The organism is Streptomyces sp. NPDC001407, assembly GCF_042895325.1.
Classification (GTDB): Bacteria; Actinomycetota; Actinomycetes; order Streptomycetales; family Streptomycetaceae; genus Streptomyces.
This window is the reverse complement of record NZ_JBIAWF010000039.1, coordinates 22,876-43,347: the sequence shown is the minus strand read 5'-3', so window position 1 is coordinate 43,347 and position 20,472 is coordinate 22,876. Positions and strand designations below refer to the sequence as shown.

16 protein-coding genes are annotated in these 20,472 nt (G+C 71.9%); 9 read left to right on the top strand and 7 right to left on the bottom strand.

What is annotated here, in order from left to right; all coding sequences use genetic code 11:
* Window positions 1-527 precede the first annotated feature (527 nt).
* The 3 genes from ACFY1P_RS33320 (at window position 528) to ACFY1P_RS33310 (ending at window position 4,922) form a co-directional block, all read left to right on the top strand.
* Window positions 528-1,154 (top strand): hypothetical protein, encoded by a 627-nt coding sequence (locus tag ACFY1P_RS33320; RefSeq protein WP_390752771.1) that lies wholly within the window; start codon window positions 528-530, stop codon window positions 1,152-1,154.
* Window positions 1,155-1,190: 36 nt separating this feature from the next.
* Window positions 1,191-3,866, top strand: a complete 2,676-nt coding sequence (locus ACFY1P_RS33315; RefSeq protein WP_390752770.1) for a Helicase associated domain protein — start codon at window positions 1,191-1,193, stop codon at window positions 3,864-3,866.
* A 369-nt stretch (window positions 3,867-4,235) separates the two neighbouring features.
* Window positions 4,236-4,922, top strand: coding sequence for a hypothetical protein (locus tag ACFY1P_RS33310; protein WP_390752769.1), 687 nt, complete (start codon window positions 4,236-4,238; stop codon window positions 4,920-4,922).
* A 250-nt stretch (window positions 4,923-5,172) separates the two neighbouring features.
* On the opposite strand, the gene ACFY1P_RS33305 is transcribed toward ACFY1P_RS33310, so the two are convergent.
* On the bottom strand, window positions 5,173-5,871 hold the full coding sequence (locus tag ACFY1P_RS33305; protein WP_390752768.1) for a hypothetical protein: 699 nt from the start codon (window positions 5,869-5,871) through the stop codon (window positions 5,173-5,175).
* A 218-nt stretch (window positions 5,872-6,089) separates the two neighbouring features.
* On the opposite strand from ACFY1P_RS33305, the gene ACFY1P_RS33300 reads away from it, so the two are divergent.
* Window positions 6,090-6,587, top strand: a complete 498-nt coding sequence (locus tag ACFY1P_RS33300) for a hypothetical protein (RefSeq protein WP_390752767.1) — start codon at window positions 6,090-6,092, stop codon at window positions 6,585-6,587.
* 94 nt (window positions 6,588-6,681) lie between these two features.
* Here the strand turns inward: ACFY1P_RS33300 and ACFY1P_RS33295 are convergent, their stop codons facing one another.
* On the bottom strand, window positions 6,682-8,304 hold the full coding sequence (locus ACFY1P_RS33295) for a replication-relaxation family protein (RefSeq protein WP_390752766.1): 1,623 nt from the start codon (window positions 8,302-8,304) through the stop codon (window positions 6,682-6,684).
* A gap of 703 nt (window positions 8,305-9,007) precedes the next feature.
* Here ACFY1P_RS33295 and ACFY1P_RS33290 point away from each other — a divergent pair.
* The 4 genes from ACFY1P_RS33290 (at window position 9,008) to ACFY1P_RS33275 (ending at window position 12,559) form a co-directional block, all read left to right on the top strand.
* Window positions 9,008-9,454 carry a hypothetical protein gene (locus tag ACFY1P_RS33290; protein ID WP_390752765.1) on the top strand — a complete coding sequence of 149 codons (447 nt, stop codon included), beginning with the start codon at window positions 9,008-9,010 and terminating at the stop codon, window positions 9,452-9,454.
* Window positions 9,455-9,680: 226 nt separating this feature from the next.
* Window positions 9,681-9,809, top strand: a complete 129-nt coding sequence (locus tag ACFY1P_RS33285) for a hypothetical protein (RefSeq protein WP_390752764.1) — start codon at window positions 9,681-9,683, stop codon at window positions 9,807-9,809.
* A 602-nt stretch (window positions 9,810-10,411) separates the two neighbouring features.
* The gene (locus ACFY1P_RS33280) at window positions 10,412-11,110 is read left to right on the top strand and encodes a hypothetical protein (protein WP_390752763.1); all 699 of its coding nucleotides are present in this window, start codon (window positions 10,412-10,414) and stop codon (window positions 11,108-11,110) included.
* Between the two features lie 57 nt (window positions 11,111-11,167).
* Window positions 11,168-12,559, top strand: coding sequence for a hypothetical protein (locus ACFY1P_RS33275; RefSeq protein ID WP_390752762.1), 1,392 nt, complete (start codon window positions 11,168-11,170; stop codon window positions 12,557-12,559).
* Window positions 12,560-12,591: 32 nt separating this feature from the next.
* On the opposite strand, the gene ACFY1P_RS33270 is transcribed toward ACFY1P_RS33275, so the two are convergent.
* The 4 genes from ACFY1P_RS33270 to ACFY1P_RS33255 all read right to left on the bottom strand — a co-directional run bounded on the left by ACFY1P_RS33270 (window position 12,592) and on the right by ACFY1P_RS33255 (window position 17,392).
* Complete coding sequence (locus ACFY1P_RS33270) at window positions 12,592-14,547, bottom strand: ABC transporter ATP-binding protein (protein ID WP_390752761.1); 1,956 nt, start codon at window positions 14,545-14,547, stop codon at window positions 12,592-12,594.
* Window positions 14,548-14,614: 67 nt separating this feature from the next.
* Window positions 14,615-15,322 carry a lasso peptide biosynthesis B2 protein gene (locus ACFY1P_RS33265; protein ID WP_390752760.1) on the bottom strand — a complete coding sequence of 236 codons (708 nt, stop codon included), beginning with the start codon at window positions 15,320-15,322 and terminating at the stop codon, window positions 14,615-14,617.
* Window positions 15,313-17,217: an asparagine synthase-related protein gene (locus tag ACFY1P_RS33260; RefSeq protein WP_390752759.1), complete on the bottom strand. Its 1,905-nt coding sequence runs from the start codon at window positions 17,215-17,217 to the stop codon at window positions 15,313-15,315. The genes ACFY1P_RS33265 and ACFY1P_RS33260 overlap by 10 nt, the downstream gene beginning before the upstream one ends.
* Before the next feature lie 49 nt (window positions 17,218-17,266).
* A complete protein-coding gene (locus ACFY1P_RS33255; RefSeq protein WP_390752758.1) occupies window positions 17,267-17,392 on the bottom strand; it encodes a lasso RiPP family leader peptide-containing protein in 126 nt (41 codons plus the stop codon).
* Window positions 17,393-17,647: 255 nt separating this feature from the next.
* Between ACFY1P_RS33255 and ACFY1P_RS33250 the strand changes: the two genes are divergently transcribed.
* Window positions 17,648-18,985 carry an XRE family transcriptional regulator gene (locus ACFY1P_RS33250; protein WP_390752757.1) on the top strand — a complete coding sequence of 446 codons (1,338 nt, stop codon included), beginning with the start codon at window positions 17,648-17,650 and terminating at the stop codon, window positions 18,983-18,985.
* An 85-nt stretch (window positions 18,986-19,070) separates the two neighbouring features.
* Here ACFY1P_RS33250 and ACFY1P_RS33245 read toward each other — a convergent pair whose 3' ends face one another.
* A complete protein-coding gene (locus ACFY1P_RS33245) occupies window positions 19,071-20,342 on the bottom strand; it encodes an IS256 family transposase (protein WP_390752756.1) in 1,272 nt (423 codons plus the stop codon).
* Window positions 20,343-20,472 lie beyond the last annotated feature (130 nt).

Genomic DNA, 20,472 nt, shown 5'->3' with positions numbered 1-20,472 from the left:
CCCCCCGGAGCGGGTACCACATCGCTGCGCGATGTGCAAGCGGGGCGGTCGCTGCGCTCCCGCTGGCCCTCGCGGTGCGAGGGCGCCTCCCTCCGCTGCGCTCCAGGAGGCAGTGGGGCCGGCCGCTGCGCGCCCGGCAGGCCGCGCGGTGCGCGGCCGTGGCGGCCGGAGTTCTGACGGTGCGGCTAGTGGGGCCTCCAATGCGGGAGTTGGGGAGTGCTTCGCACTCCCGGGCGGGTCCGCTGCGCTTCCCCGCCTGACGGTCCTTCCGGCTGCGCCTCCAGAACCATCGGAGCCCGCTGACGCGGGCCGGGCTGGCTAGAAAGGGCGGGGGTCGCTCGTTCGTGTCGGGTTCCAGTGTAGCGGGTGCATCAGGATGATGCAGCATGTACCGTTGGCGAAAACACCAGACACCCCCCAACCATCTCGGAGATCTTCCAAACCCCAGAGAGGAACGGCCGCAGATGACCGGTCACCACGAATCTACCGGACCAGATCCCGCGCTGAGCAGCGATTCTCTGCGCCGGGTGACGCAGTACCAGACGGCGGGCGTGAACGCCCGGTTGAAGCTGTTCGCGCTCCTGGAGGCACAGGGCGTGCCCGCGAGCGAGGCGGACGACCTGGTGGCCGCGCTGGAGGCCGGAGCAGTTGCCGGGGCACAGTGCGAGGTCGTAGAGCGCGATGTGTACACGGGCGCCAGGGGCGAAGAGTTCGGAGAGGGCTGGTACGCGGGTGTGACGGCCGTGAGCGAGGCCCTGGTGGGCATCGCGGACCGGGACTGGATGCGGCGTGGCGGGCGGTCAGCCGGGGCTGCTGAGCTGGCCGTACATATCGCGGACGTGCGGCGGCGTGAACGGGCTGACCTGGTGCGGCTGGAGGCGTTCGTCCGCGAGGCCGTGCTGCCGTGCACGCACCCGAACACCACGCAGCGGCGCTGGGTTCTGGAGGTCCTGGGTGAGGCCGGCGGTCTGTGCACGGCGCGGACAGTGGAGATGTCCAGCGGGGACGTTGTCCTCTGCACCCGCGAGGCCGGGCACTACGACCCGGACGACAAGCCGTCCTTCACGGACGGAAAGCCCGGCGGCTGGCATCTCGCGGGCGCATCGATCTGGAGTGACGCTGGTGCGGCCTGCTATCCGCACGAGGCCGTCTGAAAACCACGGTAAATTAGGCATCGGGGAGGCAAGGAAATGTCAGCGATTCAGCTCAAGGAACACCAGGTCGACCAGAGGTCGGCTTTCCGTAAATGGGTGGGATTCCCTGCAAGGTCGTCTGTGCCCCCGCAGGGGGCGCGTGGAACGATCGTGTCCGCGACCGGGTCGGGCAAGACGATCACGGCCGCCGCGTGCGCGCTGGACTGCTTCCCGGACAGCAGGATCCTCGTCACCGTCCCGACCCTGGACCTGCTCGTACAGACCGCCCAGGCATGGCGCCTGGTAGGCCACCGGACCCCGATGGTCGCCGTGTGCTCGCTGGAGAACGACGCGGTCCTGAACGAACTGGGCGTGCGCACCACCACCAACCCGATCCAACTCGCCCTGTGGGCCGGGTCCGGACCGGTCATCCTGTTCGCCACGTACGCCTCCCTCGTGGACCGCGAAGACGTCGAAGCTCCTCTGGGTCAGCGGAAGGTGCGCGGGCCGCTGGAGGCCGCGCTGGCGGGCGGGGAGCGCCTGTACGGGCAGCAGATGGCGGGCTTCGACCTCGCGATCGTGGACGAGGCCCACGGCACCGCCGGCGATCTCGGGCGGCCGTGGGCAGCGATCCACGACAACCAGCGAATCCCCGCCGACTTCCGGCTGTATCTCACCGCGACCCCGAGAATCCTGGCCGCCGCCCGGCCCCAGAAGGGCGCGGACGGCCAGGAGCTGGAGATCGCGAGCATGGCCGACGACCCGGACGGCACATACGGCGCGTGGCTCGCGGAGCTCGGTCTGAGCGAGGCGATCGAGCGCGAGATCCTCGCCGGATTCGAGATCGACGTCCTGGAAATCCGCGACCCCTCGCCCGTCCTCGGGGAGTCGGAGGAGGCGCAGCGGGGCCGGCGCCTGGCGCTCCTGCAGACCGCACTCCTGGAGCACGCGGCGGCGTACAACCTGCGCACCGTGATGACGTTCCACCAGAAGGTGGAGGAAGCCGCGGCGTTCGCGGAGAAGCTGCCGGAGACCGCAGCCGAGCTGTACCTGAACGACGCCTCCGATGACGATCTGGCCGCCGCGGACCGGTTGTCGACGTCGTCGATCGACGCGGAGTTCTACGAGCTCGAAGCCGGCCGCCACGTCCCGCCCGACCGGGTGTGGTCGGCATGGCTGTGCGGCGACCACCTCGTCTCCGAGCGGCGCGAGGCGCTGCGCCAGTTCGCAAACGGCATCGACGCGGCCGGCCGCCGGGTGCACCGCGCCTTCCTCGCCTCCGTGCGAGTGCTCGGGGAGGGCGTGGACATCACCGGCGAGCGGGGCGTGGAGGCGGTTTGCTTCGCCGACACCCGCGGCTCCCAGGTGGAGATCGTCCAGAACATCGGCCGGGCGCTGCGGCTCAACAAGGACGGCAGCACCAAGGTGGCCAGGATCATCGTGCCGGTGTTCCTGGAGCCTGGCGAGGACCCCACCGACATGGTCGCCTCTGCCTCGTTCCGCCCCCTTGTAGCCGTGCTCCAGGGCCTGCGCTCGCACGACGAGCACCTGGTCGAGCAGCTCGCCTCCCGCGCACTCACCAGCGGGAAGCGCAAGGTCCACATCCGGCGCGACGAGGACGGGCGGATCATCGGGGCCGGCGGCGAGGGCGACGTCGAGGACCAGGAGCAGGACGACACGCAGGCCGCCGCCGAAGCAGCGCTCCTGCACTTTTCCTCCCCGAGGGACGCGGCGACCATCGCGGCATTCCTGCGCACCCGTGTGTACCGGCCGGAGTCGCTGGTGTGGCTGGAGGGCTACCAGGCGCTGCTGCGCTGGCGGGCGGAGAACGAGATCACCGGCGTCTACGCCGTGCCCTATGACGTGGAGGTCGAGGTCGGCGTCACGAAGGACTTCCCCCTCGGGCGGTGGGTGCACCAGCAGCGCAAGGCCCTGCGGGCGGGTGAGCTGGAGGACCGGCGCAAGGTCCTCCTGGACGCCCCCGAGGCCGGGATGGTCTGGGAGCCGGGCGAGGAAGCGTGGGAGGCCAAGCTCGCCGCGCTCCGGTCGTACCGGCGGGCCACCGGGCACCTCGCGCCCCGGCAGGACGCGGTCTGGGGCGAGGGCGAAGCGATGGTGCCCATCGGGCAGCACATGGCCAACCTCCGCCGCAAGGGCGCCAAGAACGGCCTGGGCAAGGACCCGGAGCGGGCGCAGGTACGCGCCGCACAGCTGACGGCGATCGACCCGGACTGGGACTGCCCGTGGCCGCTGGACTGGCAGCGGCACTGCCGCGTCCTCGCGGACCTGGTCGACGCCGACGGCAGCCTGCCCGAGATCCAGCCCGGCGTGCTGATGGACGGCGACGATCTCGGCAAGTGGCTGGAGCAGCAGAAGCAGCCGGCCGCCTGGGCGCGGCTCCTTCCCGAGCAACAGGAGCGGCTGTCCACGCTGGGCATCAAGCCACTCGAGGCGCCGTCTCCCGCCCCGGCGACCACGCGTGCGGTGAAGGGCCCGGGCAAGGCGCAGCAGGCGTTCCAACGGGGCTTGGCGGCCCTCGCCCAGTGGGTCGAGAGGGAAGGCGCCCACCGGCCCGTGCCAAGGGGACACGGCGAAGAGATCGCGGTCGACGGTGAGGCGGAGCCGGTGATCGTGAAGCTGGGCGTGTGGGTCTCGAACACCAGGTCGAGGCGCGACAAGCTCACCGCGGAGCAGCTGGACGCGTTGCGGAAGCTGGGCGTGGAGTGGGCGTGATCGGCCACTGATCCGAACCGGCACCGAGGCCCCGGGCGTCAGCCCGGGGCCTTCGTCTTGCCCGCCGACGCCGGACGAGGGTGCAACACGGGCCCCGGGACGGACGTGGACTGGTGTTTGTGCAGGTCGTGGGTGCAACGCACAGGCGTGTTGCAGTGCCTGTGTTGTGGTGCCGGGCGTCCGCGTTGCAGTCGTCGGCAGCAGAGCGAGGCGATGCCCGGACGGGTGATTTTCCCTCGCGTACGCGGGTGCGGATCTAACCGAATAGATCCAACTTGCCCATTTTTAAAGCTGCTTGACAGAATTTCAGATGTTCTGTCACGGTCGTGTTCGCCCACTCCGGGCCGACCCACGAGAAGGGAAGATCCCATGGCACGACGTACCGAGTACGACGAGGGCCAGGCCGCCGGACGTCTCCGGGTGCCCATCACGGCTTTCCGGTGGGCTCGGCACACCGGCCTGGTGCCGGTCCCGGACGCCGACTCCTACCGGTGGTCGCGGGCCGCCGTGGAGGCGATGGATGCGGGGGCGATCCGGGCCGCGCTCCCCCAGGAGCCGATGCCGGGCGGTGTGGCGGCGGACCGGATCGCCGAGGCGCTCGGCACGCCGAACGTGCCGGGCGAGAAGGCGAACGTCACGTCGTTCGTGGTCCGCCGGCTCGTCGCCCGCGGACTGCTCACCGACCTCAGCGGAAACCCGGAGGGGACGCTCCACCACCCCGGGCAGGTTGCCGAGGTCTGCGCCCGCAAGGACCTGGCCGGATTCGTCGCTGCCAACACCCCGCTCGGCCCCGACCAGGCCGCCGTCAGGCTCGGGGTGAGGCGCGTCGACTTCGACTGGATGGTCCGGCTCGACTGGATCCGGCACACCGAGACGATCGAGGTCCGCTTCGGCACTTCCCGCGCCGGAGCCGTCGACGTCCCGCTCTACCGCACGGCCGCCGTCGACGCACTGCCCGCCGCGCACCCCGAGGTCGACTGGAAGCAGCTGCGCACGGTCGAGAAGGGCCGGCGCTCCCCGCTCGCCGCGCTGGCGAAGCAGCCCACCCCGGCCTGACCGTCGGCACGGCCCAGCAGATGACAGCACCTCTTCCCCACGGCTGTTGCGTGGAGAAGAGGTGTCGTCTTCTTGGGTGGGCTTGCCCACCGCGTCTGAGCTGCGGGGACATTCGGTGTCCGATTTGGGGGGCTCCCACCTCCGGTCACACCTTCGGTCCCCTGCTGGAAGCAACCATCCAGGCACCGGTCCAGCCGTCTGTCGGCACAACCCCGTGATCGACGAGGCCGGTGGCGGGCGTCGGGCCCGGTCAATCCCCTTCGGCGATGGGATTCTTGAGGTCGTCCGCGCTCAGGTCGGGATCGTCTTCCGGGCGGTAGCGGTCCGCTCCCGTCACCTGCATCACCAGCTCAATGCGCCGCCACTCCGCGCACTGCACTTCCGTGATCCGCAGGTGCTCCTCGGCGTCGTAGTCGTCCAAGGCGCGGCCGGCCACCTCCCGCTGCTTCTCCAGCGCCTCCGCCGCCTCCTGGGCGATGAGCGTGGCTTCCATGCCGGTGGCCTGCTGGCGGACCCGGTAGCGGTAGTACGCGACCGACAGGTCGCTGAGCACGGTCGGCGTGCCCAGCGGGTCCAGCCAGCGCGTGGGCAACCCGGTATAGGCCAGGGTGGTGGGCAGCTTGACCGGCGCGCCCTCGCCGTCCAGGACCAGGCCCTCGATCCGGTACGCCTCCTCCGACTCCGGCAGCCCGAGGGCCTCAACCTGCTCGACGGTCAGCGGGAGGGCGACCTTGCTGGTGGTCACCGACTCGAACCCGTCCACCATGCGCGCGTCGACGTGCACGTCGGTGACCGTGATCTCGAACCGCCTGCCCCGGTGCAGATGCAGCCGCATGTCCGCGGCGAACTCCTCCCGGTCACGTGGTACCCGGTCCCGCACCGCGGGCGGGATCCGCTGCGGCACGTTGACGATGTACGTACCGCCCACCCGTATGTCCCTGATCCGCACCAGGCACCTCCCCGCCACGGCCTCCAGGCAGCGCTGCGGTGACCAGCAGAAATCCGCCCTCACTCCCAGCCTGCCGCTCCCCCGCGTCCCAGCCAGAGGTAGGGCCGATCGGCCAGCATCCGCCTACGGACGCCCCGGGCAGCATCCGGTGAACGCCGACGGTGGCAGGCCCGTGGCCGTCAGGGTGTCCAGGCGCCGTCCCGGACCGTTGAACGGGCATGGACCTTCACGCCCTCGCCCGGGCCGGCTCGCTGCTGCACCGGGCCCACACCGCGCTGACCGACGTGAGCGAGCACTCGGCCCGCGCCGGGGAGCCGGACGAGGATCAGGCTGTGGCGCAGGAGAAACTCGACGAGGCGGGCGAGCTGATCGGCCTGGCCCGCGACCACGTCCTGGTCGTCTACGCGCTCGCCCAGCTGCGCATCGGCCCGCCGCAGGACCGGTCGGCGCGCATCCGCGACGGGTACGAGGCTCTGGCGGGCGCGGCGGACGCCATGGGAGTGACCACCGACGGCTCGCCGCCGAGGACAGACCTCGCGACGACGCTCGGGACGGCATGCCGGGACATGGGCACGGCCGTGATGCTGCTGGCCCCGTCCCTCGGCCCGAAGGCCACCGCCGGCGCCGGTCCCCACACGCCGGTGCGGCTGGCCACCCATCTGCAGTTGTTCGCCGAGTCGGCCGGTGCCGGGCCCGCGCCGCTGCCCATCACCTAGCGAATCCGCCCTGCCCGGCCACCGGCAGCGTCAGGCTTGCCCAATGCCCCGCCCCGGGCTTGCCCGGCCGTGTCCGCAGGGGGCTTGCCCCGGGTCAGGAGCGGAAGCGCGCGAGCCAGCCGCCGCCCTTCTGCTCGGGCACGGCCTGGCCGTGCTCTTGTTGCCGATGCGCGCCCGGCCAGGCTTGCTGTACTTCCGTGACGGCCTGCCGGTCGCAGTCCTCGCACAGAGACGGCCGGGGTTCTTGGGCACCACCCCAGCCGACGCGCTCGACCGCCCTCCACCGTTCATCGGTGAACTCGGCACCGCAGTTGGTACAGACGGGACGACGGCCGTGCCGCTGGAAGTGCTGCTGCCATGCCCCGTCACGTACCGGCTCCAGGTGCCCCTGATTGCCTGGCGCCGGGACCTTGGCGGTGTTGGCCCTGTGCATGCAGTGGTCGCACAGGTGCGGGTGGGTGTCCTTCGGGGTCCCCCGGTTCGTTGCCTGTGCCGCCTCCCAACGTTCGTCGGTGAACTTCGCTCCGCAGTCGGCGCAGACGGGACGGCGGGCCTCACGCTCGGCGGCCTTCTTCGCCGCCTGCTCCTGGGCCGCCCGCCGCACCTGTGCCTGGTACTCGTCCTGCCGAGCCCTGGCCTCTTCCCGGGCGCGGGCGTCGGCCGCATCGCGGCGGGGATTGCCGATCGCCTCCAGGAGCGTCTGGTTCCCGGGGCGGCCGAAACGCCAGAACACCGGACCGGCCGGTCCGTGCTCGCGCAGGTTCCGCAGCCCGGTCGCGACGATCGGGATCTTCCCGTCGTAGAGGTGGTAGCCGTCCTCGCGCTCACCCGCCCACAGGTGGCGGGTGAGGTCAGCCAGGCGCGGGACGGTGCGATTCGGGTCGCGGGCGCCGATGTGGTTGAACACCAGCAGCACGGGCGGGTGCGGCATGTCGCCGTACCGGCCCTCGGGAGCCGTCCAGCGGGTGCGCCACATCGGGCATTCCTTGCCGTCGGCGTCCTTCATCCTGCGCCGGTAGAAGCGGGCGTACTTCTCCAGCTTGGCGGCTATCTCCTCGGCGGTCTCGTGGCAGTTGTCGACTTCGATGAACAGCAGCGGCACCCCGTCCTGCGGGGCGGTGAGGACGATGTCGGCCTGGGCGCCGCCCTTGCCCGGCGCGTTCCACGTTCCGGTGGCGGGCAGCGGGACCTCGGTCGCGTACGAGGCCAGGGTGCCGATCCCGCCGGGCCCGTCGACGACGGCCCGGGCGGCCGCGACCGCTTCCGCCGGCTCGTCGGCGAGCAGGGCCACATCCGGCTTCGGGCGCAGCATCGCGATGACGGTCTCGTTGACGGCCATGGGGTGGGAGGCGCCGCTGCTGCCCGCGCCGCGGGCGGTGGAGCCCATCTCCGACAGCGGCCGCCGCAGTTCGTGGGAGGCCGCTTCGAGGCCCTTGAGGGTCAGGTTGCGCAGCACCTCGCCCTGTCTGGTGCGGCCGCCGTTCTCCGCCAGGCCGTGCTTGCGCAGATCAGCGAGCGCACCGGCGTGCGCGGCAGTACGGGCGGTCTTCTGCTCCGAGGGCGTCGCCTTGTCGGAGTGCCGGTAGCTCAGGTGCGGTCGCGCGACCCGCTGGACCTGGTCGGCCGTGGCGACCTTCAGCACGCCCAGCACCCGCAGCACATCGCCGCGCAGATCGTTCGACGACCCCGCCGGGTTGGTCTTCCTCTTCCCCGCCATCAGCTCTGCCCCCTTCGTACGGACCGGCCACCGACCGAGCACTGGCCGCTGGCCGGGCGCCGGCCTCGGCCGGTCCGGGAGGGCGTCCGGCCCTCCCGGAACCCGATGATCTCCTCCCGTACGGACATCAGGAGGAGAGAAGAGGGTTGTGACAGTGCGCAGATCACGTTGAATCCGGGCCTGACCAGGGAGTTTGCTGTCACAGCGGGTGCCGGGCACCCAAGTGGGGTCCGAAGGAGTCCCCCAAGTGCCCCCTCAAGGAGCCCGTTCCGGCTTGCCCACGCCGGACCGGGCCTTCCGCCTGCTCCGGCGCCCGGCAGCGCGACCGATCGCTGCTGCCTGGGGTGAGAACGGGGCGTCGTCATCGTCTCGTCTCCTTCGCTGCCCCGGTCGGGGCGGTGATCCGAAGGAGCAGCGTGCACACGTACCCCTTGACCGCGGTCTATTCGCCGCCGCCAGCCAGCCGTGTCAAGGAGGAACGCCGGCAGCCAGCATGCGGGGTGTACCCGGACAAGGGGTCCGCTACAGGGTCGGCCGTCCGAGACGACACCTGGCCAAGGGGGCCCGATTCGCCCCTTGCACACCCAGTTCGTCCATGTCCGAGCGGGGGAGAAATCTCTGGTCTCTGTCCACAGGCCCGCGGCTTGACCCTGCTGGGGACGTCGCCGTGACCCACGCGGTGGCCGTACGACAGGAGACTCCCGTGCCCGAGAACATGCCGACGAACCGCGCGCAGCTGACCCCGGCGCAGGTACAGATCGCGTTCGACTACATCCTGGCGGTCGACGCCGGTGACGACGACACCGTGGACCGGCTCGCGGCCGAGATCCTCCCCCACACCGGTGTGCTGGTCGCCATCGCAGAAGAGATCGTCTTCCCGATGACTGCCCTGTCCGACGACATCTACGACATCAACGCCGACTCCTTCGTCCTGGACGAGCTCGGCGTCATCTTCCTCATGGCCATCCGTGCCTGGGCCCACAAATGCCGCGCCAGCGCGGCATCGACCATCGCGCACTGCATCGTGCACTTCACAGCCCAGATCTTTGCCGACGAGCCGAAGGACGTCACCCGCACCCTGGAGGCGATGCGCGATGAGCGCCTGGAGCGAGCCCGCGCGGTGCACTCCACGCCCGGCGCGCACCAGTAGCCGCACCACCGTCCGCCAACGCGCATCCCACTCGGTGGGCGGTGCGGTGCGCTCGATGGGTCGGGCCAGTTGAGGGCGCCGCGTTTCCCCTTGACACAGACTGCGGTCAAGGGGAAACGCGGCGGGTGCGCACGAAGTGGATGCGCGACACCGTCACCGGCGATGCCGCGCACTCCCCGCATGATGTCGGGCACTCCCTTCCGGTGGGCTCCACTCGCTGGAGTGGATGCCGGGCATCGCCGGTGCGCACCACGGCACCGGGTGCACTCAACTGATGGCCGTCGCCACGGGCCAGGCCCTCGATGCGCACCCCGCACCGGCCGGTGCGCACCCGGTGCGCAACACCGTCGTGTAGTGCGGCGCGCGGTGCGCACCGGCCGGTGCGGTGCGGGTGCGCACCCGGTGCGCACCACGGCCGGCGCGCATCGCGGTGCACACGATGCGGCGCATCCCCGGCCGCACCGGATCACGCATCGTGACGATGCGGCGCATCGTCTGCCGGGAACCGGGTGCACCGCACCACGGCGCGCATCGCGAGCGCATACCGGGACATACAAGGTCTCTAGCGGGCGCTGTCAAGGAGAAACGTCCGCGCTGCGGGACCTGGTCAAGGGGTGCCGTGCGGCGCGGACAAGGGGTTGGTCAAGGGGTCAGCCTGCCGCCCAATGCACCCGCACCGACTCACTCTCCGTGTCCGCCTGCCGGTACGGACGATGCAGCGCACTCGATGCCGGGCACTCGATGCGCACCGGGAGGGAGTGCCGCGCATCGCCGGTGCACATCCGGGTGCACGCGGTGCGGTGCATTCCCTGCACCGCGTGCGCACCGGGGCACCACAGCCACGCACTCGAGTGCCGGCGCCGGGACGGGAGGGTGGCAGTGAAGGCCGTCGGCGAAGACCGTCATGATGTGATCTCGACGCGCGCGTGGGCGCGGCCGTCTCACGTTGAGGGGAACATGAAGCTGACGCCCGACCAGCAGGCGAGCGGGGTGGAGCCGTTGGCCGAGCAGACCGTCGTCGCGGCGTGCGCGCTCGCCGATGTCGCCGGCCCGGAGAGCTGGAGCGTGGGCGCGGTGGAGGACGCGGCCGCCGCCCTGGAGGTGCTGGCCGGCGCCCTCGCACAGCTCGACCCGGAGTGCGCGGAGATCCTGTCCGTCGTACCCGTCGCCGCGGCCGCCGTCCTGGAGCGCGTCGAGCACGTCCGGACCGGCGACGGCCCGCAGGACGACGGCCAGGGTGCCGTCGGGACGAGCACGGCGCTGCGCCAGGCGCTGACGGTGCACGGCATCACCCGGCACCGCGTCCACCAGCTCGGAGCGGCGCTGGTCACCGTGACCCTGGACCCGGCCGACGCGCAGGCCCTGGCCGCGCTCCTCGTACAACGCAACGGGATCCCGGACCAGGCACGGCACGCCGAAGAAGGGTGGGGTGAAGGGCCGGCCGAGACCGCGGCCGCCGCCCTGGCCGAAGCCCTTGCCGCCCACGGACCCAGCGCCTACGCCCGCGTCCTTGCCTCCGGACAGGTCAGCGCGGGACTCACGCCCGGCGCTGCGCGGAGCGTCGTCGCCGCGCTCGGCAGCCGTCCCTCCGCCGGACCTCGCACCGGCCGGCGCCGCGGCCTCGGGCCCGGCTACAAGGGACTCCACACCGGGTGACCGTCCGGCAGGGAAAGGGGCTGTTCGGATACGGGCTGTACCGGCATGATCACCGTCATGGGGAACACGGCGTGGGACCGCAAGACCAAGCGGGTGATCGAAATACCGGGCGACGAGGCGGGCTTGGACTCCGGCTTCGCGTGCGGATACTACGACTCGTCCGGCATCCGCCGCGGCCGCTACATGTGCCGCGCCTGCTTCCAGGACCTGATCCTGCGCGCGCTCACGCCGGACGCCAGGCAGAAGCCGAACTTCCGGCACAAGAACCGACACGGGGACAGCGCGGAGTGCCGGGCCTCTGCCGAACGGCAGCAGGAGATCGCAGCGGACGACCAGGTGGTCATCGAGCTCCGCGACCAGATCATCCTGGCCCTGCCCGGCCTGACGGTCACCCTCGAGCTTCCGGAAGACCCCGACAGCCGGGGAACGGACCCGGCACCACCGAGCTGGATGCCGCCGGCCATCATCGTGTCCGCCGCCGAGGGCCCGGTCGTCATCGAACGGCCACGCAGGCTTCCGGAACCCGAGGACGTCCAGCGGCGCCTTCGTGCGGTGCGCGCCCGATACGGCGCCCGTGCCCGCCACGTGTGGTTCCTGGCCAAGGACCCGCTGCAGTTCGCCCAGTGCGGGCGCCTGGAGGTGAAGCCGCGCGGCCACGAGCGAACCGTCCACGTCACCATCGCTCCGACCGCACAGCAACAGACGATCGTGGCCGTCGGCGGCGGGGTGTACTGGCTCGACGGCCAGCAGGTCCTCGTCCCCTACGGCGTCCACGACTTCACCCACCAGCCCCGCCAGGGCGAGGACTGGGACTTCTGCGACTGGCGCCGGAAGAAGCAGTGGCACCAGGACTGGAGCATCAGCCAGCCCGTTCCCGACGCCGGCGCCACCCGCTGGGGCCTGGTGCCCGCCTCCCTCCACCAGCTCACCCGCGCCAAAGCAGCCTTCACCCTCGCCGAACCGCGCGACATCATGCAGCGACTCGAAGACGTCCAGCGCGCCCGCTGGCGCACCCGACGCGCCGACGCACGAGAGCTGTACACCGCCCGCCGCACGTCTGCCCCGGCCGCCGCCGTGGAGACCCTCGACGCCGGGCAGCCCATACCTCCGGCACTGCCAGAGCAGCAGGACGCCGTCCCGGAGCCGCCCACGGCGCCCGGCCGGACAGATGGTCAGGTACCGAGCGAGCCCAGCGACCAGTCCGCCGTGGCGTCCCCCGCTCCCCCGAACCGTACGGAGTCCGCCTCGACGCCCGAGCTGGCCCCGTCCCCACCCGTTCCTCCGAGCGCGCCACCCAGCGCGCCGCCGGCCGCCCGGCCGACCGCGCCCCAGCCGTCGGCCGTTCCGGCCCCTCCGCCGTACCCGCCAACCACACCGCCCGCCCCGCTCCCCGAACAACGCCCGCGCGGACTACGCGGCATGCTGCGCCGCCTGCTCGGCGGCCAGTAGGAGGTCAGCGGCCCGCGCTGGGTGCGGTCGCATCAGGTGACCGGGTCGCGGTATGCCCTGGCTTGGGTTCGGTACATGGCCGCGTACTCGCCGTCCAGTGCCATCAGGGAGTCGTGGGTGCCTTCCTCGATGAGGCACCCGCCGTCGAGGACGACGATGCGGTCCGCGTTGCGGGTGGAGCCGAGGCGGTGGGTGATCAATACGACGCTGCGGCCTTCGCTGAGGGTGCGGATGCGGTCGTAGACGGCTTCTTCGGCGCGGGGGTCGAGAGCGGCGGTCGGCTCGTCGCAGATGAGGAGGTCGGCGTCGTCGCGGTAGAAGGCTCGGGCGCCGGCGAGGCGCTGCCACTGGCCGCCGGAGAGGTCACGGCCGCCCCACCATGAGGGGGAGAGGTTGGTGTCGAGTCCGTCGGGCAGAGCCTCGATGACGGCGTCGGCGCCTGCGGCGCGGGCGGCGGCCAGGACGGTCCCGTCGTCGCCGTCGCCCTGGCCGAGGGTGATGTTCTCGCGGGCGGTGACGGGCCAGCGGGCGAAGTCCTGCGGGAGCATGGCCAGTTTCTGCCATGCCTGTTCGGGGTCGGTGTCGGCGAGGTTGACCTGGCCCCAGGTGACCGTGCCGGTGGTGGGGGTGTACAGCCCGGCGAGCAGTTTGGCCAGGGTGGATTTCCCGGAGCCGTTCGCCCCGACGATGGCGAGGACTTCGCCGCGCTGGACGTGCACGCTGACGCCCCGCAGGGCGGGCTCGTCGGCGCCGGGGTAGGTGAAGGACACGTCGTGTGCCTCGATCGCCTCGGGGCGAGGGGGAAGGGCGACGCGAGTGTGGGGGATGGGTGTGCGGGCTTCGGCGTCGGTGAGGAATTCGGCCCAGTCTCCGAGGTAGAGGCCGGTCTTGTAGGCACCGTTGACGCCGGTGACGAGCTGGGTGAGAAGGCGCTGGCTGGTCTGGACGGCGATGACGGCGGTGCCGGCCGCGGCGAGCGGGACGCGGCCGGTGGAGGTCAGCCAGAGCAGGGTCGCGTAGACGCCGATGGTGCAGGTGCCGGCGAGGGCGTCGCCCGTGATCAGGTAGCGGGCGCTGGTGCTGCCGACCTGGGCGGCGTGTTCTTCGAGGCGGGTGGTGACGTCGGTGAACCGCTTCAGGAGCCAGGTGCGCATGGTGCCCGCGCGGACTTCGAGGGCGGTGGGACGGCCGGATGTGTGGAACATCCAGGTGTGGCGCAGGCGGCGGTCGGCCAGGACATGGCGGTCGGCGAGGTAGGCGGTGCGGGCGGTGCGGACGGCGGCCCAGCCGCGGGGGAGGACGGCGAGCAGGAGCAGCGGGAGCAGGAGGGGGTGGAGGAAGGAGAGGACTCCGGCGGCTGCGAGGAGTCCCATGAGGGTGGTGAGGACGGTGGTGAGGTTGTCGACCATGAGGTGGGCGTCTTTGGCGGCGCGGCTGGCGGCTTCGGACTGGTCGCACCAGGCGGGGTCGTCGTAGGCGGCGAGGGGGACGCGGGTGGCGGCGTCGAGGTAGCGGTGTTCGGCGATGCCGTCGACTTTGGGGCCGATGCGGGCGGTGGTGGCGACGGTGAGCGCGCTGATGACCGAGCGGGCACTCGCTGCGGCGCCGATGAGGATCAGGGAGGGGACGGCGGCGCGCAGCCGGTCGGTGGTGGCCCCGCCGGCGAGCAGTGGTGTCAGGACGCCGACGGTGGCGTGCAGCCCGGTCGCGGTGAGAATCCCGGAGGCCACCTGCAGCACGGTGGTCAGGAGGAAGGCGCGCCGGTCGGCGGTCCACGCCAGATGGAGGGCGGTGCCGGAGAGGGCGGGCAGGCGCCGGGCGATGGTCAGGAAGGACTCGTCGAGCGCGTGGTCGTGGCGCTCGGCGCTGACGGTGTACTGCGGCAGCGGCCCGGTCTTCGGACAGCCGCGGCGCGGCCACGGCAGCAGAGTGCGCCGTTGCCGCGCCGGGGCTGGGGTGGGGTCCTGATGGTCGGTGGAGGTCGTCACGCCCAGCGCAACGACTCACCCGAACGGGTGGATGTGGTGGCGAAGGGTGGCGAATATTTGTGCGGCCTTACACGCGTAGGGCTGGTGTGTACGGCCAGGCGCGGTCGGCTTCGTCCTGCCCGATGACGGCTTCGGCCGTCTCGATCCAGGCGTGAGCGGCAGCGGGCGCGAACCGGGCGCCGAGGACCCAGTGGACCCGGCGGCGCCGCAGCAAGGCCGCGAGGAACGCCCCCAGGCTCTCCTCGAAGCACGCGGCGCGGCCGGGCCAGGCACGGGCGGCGCGGTGCACGGCGGCGAAGACCGCGTCGGCCTCCTCCGGCGCCGCCGGCGGGAACGGCAGCCGGACAGCAGCGCGAGCCAGGGCGATGGCCGTCCGGACGGGAAGGAAGCGCAGCAGGACGAGCGCGGCGGCGAGGCCCGCGGCGCCGGCCAGACAGTCCGCCGTCTTCGGTGGCCGGCCCGGTCGTGCGAAGAGGATGGCTCCGGGGGCCGGGACGGGCGGGCGCGCGCTGGTGGCCGGGTCAAGGCTGGCGGCGGCGAAGGACTGGGCGAGCAGGGCGAGGTCGGCATGGACCTGCTGGGGGTCGGCGCCGTGCGCGGCCCAGTGGCCGGTGAGCTCCTTGATGGCGACCTCCGTGGTGGTGCCGTCGGCGAGGCGCTGCCACAGGGCGGCGCCGGTGGGGTTGAGGAACACCCACCGGCCGCGCGTGCGGCGGGTGTCGAGGAGCGCGGCTCCGCCCGGCGTGATGGCGGTGTAGATGCGGCTCACGGGCATGGGACGTCCTCCTCGTCGCGCTCCCACCAGGTGTGGCGTGCGGTGTCGAGCGTGGCGAGCCACAGCTCGGTGACCACCAGGGCGTGCAGGCCGGCCAGCGGAGCGGGCACGCCCTGCACGGCGCGCTCGAGGCCGTCCAGCACCCGATGGGGGTCGAGCAGGCCCGCGCCGGCGAGCGCCGAGCCTGCCACGATGCCCCGCACGGTGGGGGCGTTGCGGCGCAGCCCGGCGTAGACGCTGGAGGCGAACGTGGTCTTCGTGGACCGGTGCAGGAGGAAGCCGGGGACCAGGCCGTCGAAGACCGTGCGGGCGAGCGCCTTGTAGACGCCGGGCCGTACCCGCTCCCCCGGCTCGATCGCGAAGGCCGCGTCGACGACCGCAGTGTCGAGGAACGGGGCATGCAGCGGGATGCCCCAGCGGGTGCGGGCGATCGAGTCGAAGGTGGCGTGGCCGTCGGCCATCAGCTCCAGTCCCAGGCGCTCGTGCAGCCGCGCGGGCGAAACGTACGGGTCGGCCTGGGCGGCCCGGGTCTCGACCAGGACGGACAGCGCCCGCCGGCCGCCCCGGGTCAGCCAGGGCGCCGCGGCCGTGGTCGAGCACCAGCGCATCGCCTCCCACGGCGCCGCCCGGCGCGGATCCGCCGCTGCCGACGGCCGGGTGAGGGACGCCGCCAGGGCGGCGAGGGCCTGCGGGTAGCTGGTCGCGACGGCGCGCAGCAGCTCGCCCCACGTCCGGTGTACCCCGCTGCGCCGGGCCCTGGCATAGCTGGCCGCACGTCGCAGCGCCTCGATCCGGCGCCCGCCGAGGTACAGGTCCACGGGGTGGCTGCGGACGGCGTCCAGGACGTCGTCGCCGCCCCGCCCGGTCAGGTGAGCGGTGCTTCCGTGGGCGGTGACGGGCGCGAACTGGGCGTCCTTGATGGCGAGCAGGCCGAGGGTGAACGACGGTGTGTCCGTACGCGGCAGTGCCTGCACATCCTCCAGGCCGGCGAAGTGTCCGCCGGTGCCTTGGCCGTTGACCATCTGGTGCGTGATCCCCGGGACCGTGTCGGCGAGGCGGCGGGCGTAGCGGGGATCGTCGTCACCGGCCAGGTGTGCATCGGTGTAGGTGACGGCGAGCAGCGGGCGCTCTGCGGCTGCCAGGCACGTGATGCTGCTGCTGTCGATCCCTCCGGACAGATCCGCCGACAGCCGCCCGGCCGCCCGCGCGCGACGCCCTGCTGCCGCCCGTAACGCCGCTCGGAGCCGGTCCGCCCCCTCCTCGAACGAGACAGCCGGGGAGTCCTCGCGGGCTGGAACGATGCGGACGGGGCCGTGGTCGGGAAGAACGAGAACGTGGCCGGGCGGAACGCGGCGTACGCCGTGGAAGAGGCTGTGGCCGGCGAGGACATCCACCCCAGTCAGCATGAAGGAGCCCAGCAGCAGCGACAGGTCCGCCCGGGCCCCGGTCACCGCCGCCAGGGGCGCGGCCGCCGTGGCCCACAGCACCTGGTCCTTGAGCGGCAGCCAGTACACCGTCGTCACCCCGGCCCGGTCCCCCGCCACCCGCACGCCCTCCCGCGTGCGGGTCACCGTCAGGTACGAGCCGGACAGCCGCATCGCACTCGCAGTGTCTCCTCGCTCCAGCGCGGCCAGGGCGTCGTCGAGCTCCTGCTCCGTCGCCAGGCAGCAGCCCATCGCCACCAGGCCCGCGCCGTCCGGGGAGCACGCCCTGCGTACTTCCCCGTTCTCGTGGCCGACCGTCCATATCCGTGTCCCGGTCAGGCCGGTGATCTCCCGCCCGCCGCGCAGCCGCACACCGACGCCCCCTCCGGGGCCGTGCCGTCCGGCGATCAACCGCACCGTCACCACCTCGCCTTTCTGCTCGTAGACGCGACAGCGCCCGGGAGGGCTCAAGGCCAGCTCCCGGGCGCCGGATTTCACTCACTCACCGGCAGAGGCCGGGTCACTTCCAGTACTGGGTGTCGTCCGGCTCGTCGTTGCCCGCCGTGCCGAGGGTGACCTCGGCGACGGTGCCCAGAACGGTCAGCATCGGCGCGATGTAGTCGTCGGCCTGCTTGATGAGCTCCATGGCGTCCTCCAGACGTCGTTGTCTCGGATGGAACCGCCGCCCGATCACCCCGGCTTCCGGCCGGCGAGGCCCGAGCGGCGGGCTGCGCACCATCACCATCCCGGCGCCGTGCGCCTGGAGGAAGCCGCGGACAGGATGCGCTCTGGTGCGGCTAAGAGCATCACCGAGCATCCTCGGCAGCCATTCCCCCCGGCCCAACTACCCGGCTACCGTCGATATGTTCGGCCCCGGCTCGGCGAGCGGAAGGGGTGCGGGATGCACCTGCTGGCACGGGCACGAATCGCGCGCGGCTGGAAGCCGCCCCATCTTGCGCGGCTCATCTGCAACCTCGGCGAGGAACGGCACGTCCACGTCGGCACCGGCAGGGACGGCGTGTACCGGTGGGAGCGAGGCCGCGAACCGGACCTGCCCACCCAGTACCTGATCGCCGAGTTGCTCGGCATCCCCGCGAGCGCGGTCGGCCTGTACCCCTGGCCCCGCTGGCTGGCCCTGGACCCGCTCCAGCAGCCCACCCACCACAGCTGGGACGCACCCGGCGCCATCCGGACACTCGGCGAAGTGTCAGGGGAGGAGAACATGACCATGCAGCGACGGCACTTCACCCAGCTCACCGGAGTCGCCCTGACGGCCTCACTGTGGGCATGGCTGACCGCCGACCCCGCAGCGGCCGGCCAGATCACCCAGGCCCGCCGCCTGGGCGAGGCCGCCGTCGCCCACATCGAGGACCGTGTCCGGCAGCTCCGCCACGCCGACGACCTCGACGGCGGCGGCCAACTCCTGACGGAGACCGCCTCGAGCCAGCAGATGCTCGTGCACCTACTGAAGGACCGCAGCTACACCGATGCCCACGGCGCCCGCCTCCACGCCGCCGCAGCCGACCTGACCCGCATGCATGCCTGGGCGATCTTCGACCTGAAGGACACCTGCGCCGACGCCCAGTTCAACGCGGCCCTGCACTCCGCCCACGCGAGCGGAGACCCAGCTCTCGGCAGCCACATCCTGGCGTTCTGGTCCATCGCCGCCAACAACTCCGGCCGGGCGGCCGACGCCGAGGCGATGACCGCTGCTGCTCTGTCCGCCTCCCGCGGCCGCAGCACCCGCCGCGTCGAGGCGATGCTCCTCTCCCGCCGAGCCCGCGCACGCGCCCACCAGCACAACCCCGGCGCCCTCACCGACCTCGACCGCGCAGCCGACCTCCTCGCCACCGCCGACCGCCACACCGGAGACGACCCCGAGTGGGTCAGCTGGTTCGACCAGGCCGAGCTTCTGGGCGCCCAGGCATCCACCCACCTCGACCTCGGCGAGCCCGCCCGCGCCGAGACCCTGTTCAGCCAGACCGCCGCGCTCTTCCCCGCCGACCGCATCCGCACCCAAAGCCTCTTCCTCGCACGGCAGGCCGACGCCCAATGGCGCCAGGACGACCCCGAACGCGCCTGCGCCACCGCGCACCGCGCACTCGACCTCACCGAGGAGATCAGCTCCCACCGCGCCGCCGGCCCCCTGCGCGACCTCGCCACCAGCATGCGCAGCCACGCCGCCATCCCGGCCGTCCGGGACCTCCGCGAACGCATCCACACCACACTGGCCGCCTGACCGCAGACAGCACGAACGCCCGCTCCTTCGCCGGAGCGAGCGTTCGTGTCGGGCGTGTCCGGGACTTTGTGTAAGTCCTCCGGATTCACGTGGTGTTGAGCCGGTCCTCGAAGAAGAGCGAGAACTGGTTCAGCGCCTTCTTCCAGTGTGGCGCGACGTGGTTGACATCGCGCGCCTTGGGGGTGATCAGCTCGCGGACAGCGAGGTAGAGCACCTTCAGCGCGGCCTGCTCGGATGGGAAGTGGCCGCGGTTGCGGGTGGCTTTCCGCAGCCGCGCGTTGATCGACTCGATCAGGTTCGTCGAGTAGACAACCTTCCTTATCTCCGGCGGGAAGGCCAGGTAGGGCGTGAACTCGCCCCATGCGGCCTGCCAGGTCCGCACGATCGCGGGGTATTTCTGGCCCAGCTCGCCTGCGGCGAAGTCGGCCAGGGCCTGTCCGGCGGCCTGCTCGGTCGGCGCGGTGTAGATGTCCTTCAACTCCGTGACCAGCCGGGCGTGATGCTGCTTGGAGGCGAATCTCAGCGACGCACGGATCAGATGGATCACACACGTCTGGACCGTGGCCTTGGGCCAGGTCGCGGTGACCGCCTCGGGCAGGCCTTTCAGCCCGTCGCAGGCGACGATGCACACGTCCTCGACCCCGCGGTTGCGGAGCTCGGACAGCACGGTCATCCAGGTCGTGGCGCCTTCGCCCTCGTCGCCGGCCCACAGGCCGAGGACGTCCTTGCAGCCGTCCATGTCCACGCCGACGGCCAGGTAGACAGGTCTGGACGCCACCGTGCCGGAACGGATCTTCACCCACAGCGCGTCGATGTAGATGATCGGCCAGACGGCATCCAGCGGCCGGTTCTGCCAGGCGTCGAGTTCGTCGGTGACGGCGTCGGTGACCCTGCTGACCAGGTCGGGCGAGACCTCGATGCCGTACATGCCGGCCAGGTGCGAGCGGATGTCGCGCACGCTCATGCCGCGCGCGTACAGCGACAGGACCTGCTCGTTGAACCCGGCCAGGCGCCGGGCGTGCTTGGGTACCAGCTGCGGCTCGAACGAGCCCTCCCGGTCCCGGGGCACCGCCAGGGTGACCGCCCCGGCGTCAGTCAGCACCGTCTTCGGCGAGGTGCCGTTGCGGCTGTTGCCCGAACCGCGGCCCGCCGGATCGTGCTTCTCATAGCCGAGATGCTCGGTCATCTCCGCGTCCAGGGCCCGTTCCAGCACGGCCCGGGTGACCTCCGTCAGCAGCCCGCCCTCACCCAGAAGGGCCGCACCCGAGGCGTCCGCGCGGTCCATCAACCGCTCGACGACCTCGTCCACCAGCTTGTCCTCGACCGGCTCGGCAGCCGGCATCTCCTTGTCGTTCATGTCCGTCCGTCCCGGCTGACAAAGGCCCAGGTCAGGCCCAAGCCAGCCTGTCACATCACGGACTTACACGATCTTTCAGACACGCTCTTCGTGTCTCACGCTGGCGGGTCGTCCCATTCACGAACCTCCA

What these genes read in the sequence shown, in the direction of transcription:
- ACFY1P_RS33315 (WP_390752770.1), top strand. Translation starts at nt 1,191, where the DNA reads ATGTCAGCGATTCAGCTCAAGGAACACCAGGTCGACCAGAGGTCGGCT.
- ACFY1P_RS33310 (WP_390752769.1), top strand. Translation starts at nt 4,236, where the DNA reads ATGGCACGACGTACCGAGTACGACGAGGGCCAGGCCGCCGGACGTCTC.
- ACFY1P_RS33300 (WP_390752767.1), top strand. Translation starts at nt 6,090, where the DNA reads ATGGACCTTCACGCCCTCGCCCGGGCCGGCTCGCTGCTGCACCGGGCC.
- ACFY1P_RS33295 (WP_390752766.1), bottom strand. Translation starts at nt 8,304, where the DNA reads ATGGCGGGGAAGAGGAAGACCAACCCGGCGGGGTCGTCGAACGATCTG.
- ACFY1P_RS33285 (WP_390752764.1), top strand. Translation starts at nt 9,681, where the DNA reads ATGCCGGGCATCGCCGGTGCGCACCACGGCACCGGGTGCACTCAACTG.
- ACFY1P_RS33280 (WP_390752763.1), top strand. Translation starts at nt 10,412, where the DNA reads ATGAAGCTGACGCCCGACCAGCAGGCGAGCGGGGTGGAGCCGTTGGCC.
- ACFY1P_RS33275 (WP_390752762.1), top strand. Translation starts at nt 11,168, where the DNA reads ATGGGGAACACGGCGTGGGACCGCAAGACCAAGCGGGTGATCGAAATA.
- ACFY1P_RS33265 (WP_390752760.1), bottom strand. Translation starts at nt 15,322, where the DNA reads ATGCCCGTGAGCCGCATCTACACCGCCATCACGCCGGGCGGAGCCGCG.
- ACFY1P_RS33255 (WP_390752758.1), bottom strand. Translation starts at nt 17,392, where the DNA reads ATGGAGCTCATCAAGCAGGCCGACGACTACATCGCGCCGATGCTGACC.
- ACFY1P_RS33250 (WP_390752757.1), top strand. Translation starts at nt 17,648, where the DNA reads ATGCACCTGCTGGCACGGGCACGAATCGCGCGCGGCTGGAAGCCGCCC.
- ACFY1P_RS33245 (WP_390752756.1), bottom strand. Translation starts at nt 20,342, where the DNA reads ATGAACGACAAGGAGATGCCGGCTGCCGAGCCGGTCGAGGACAAGCTG.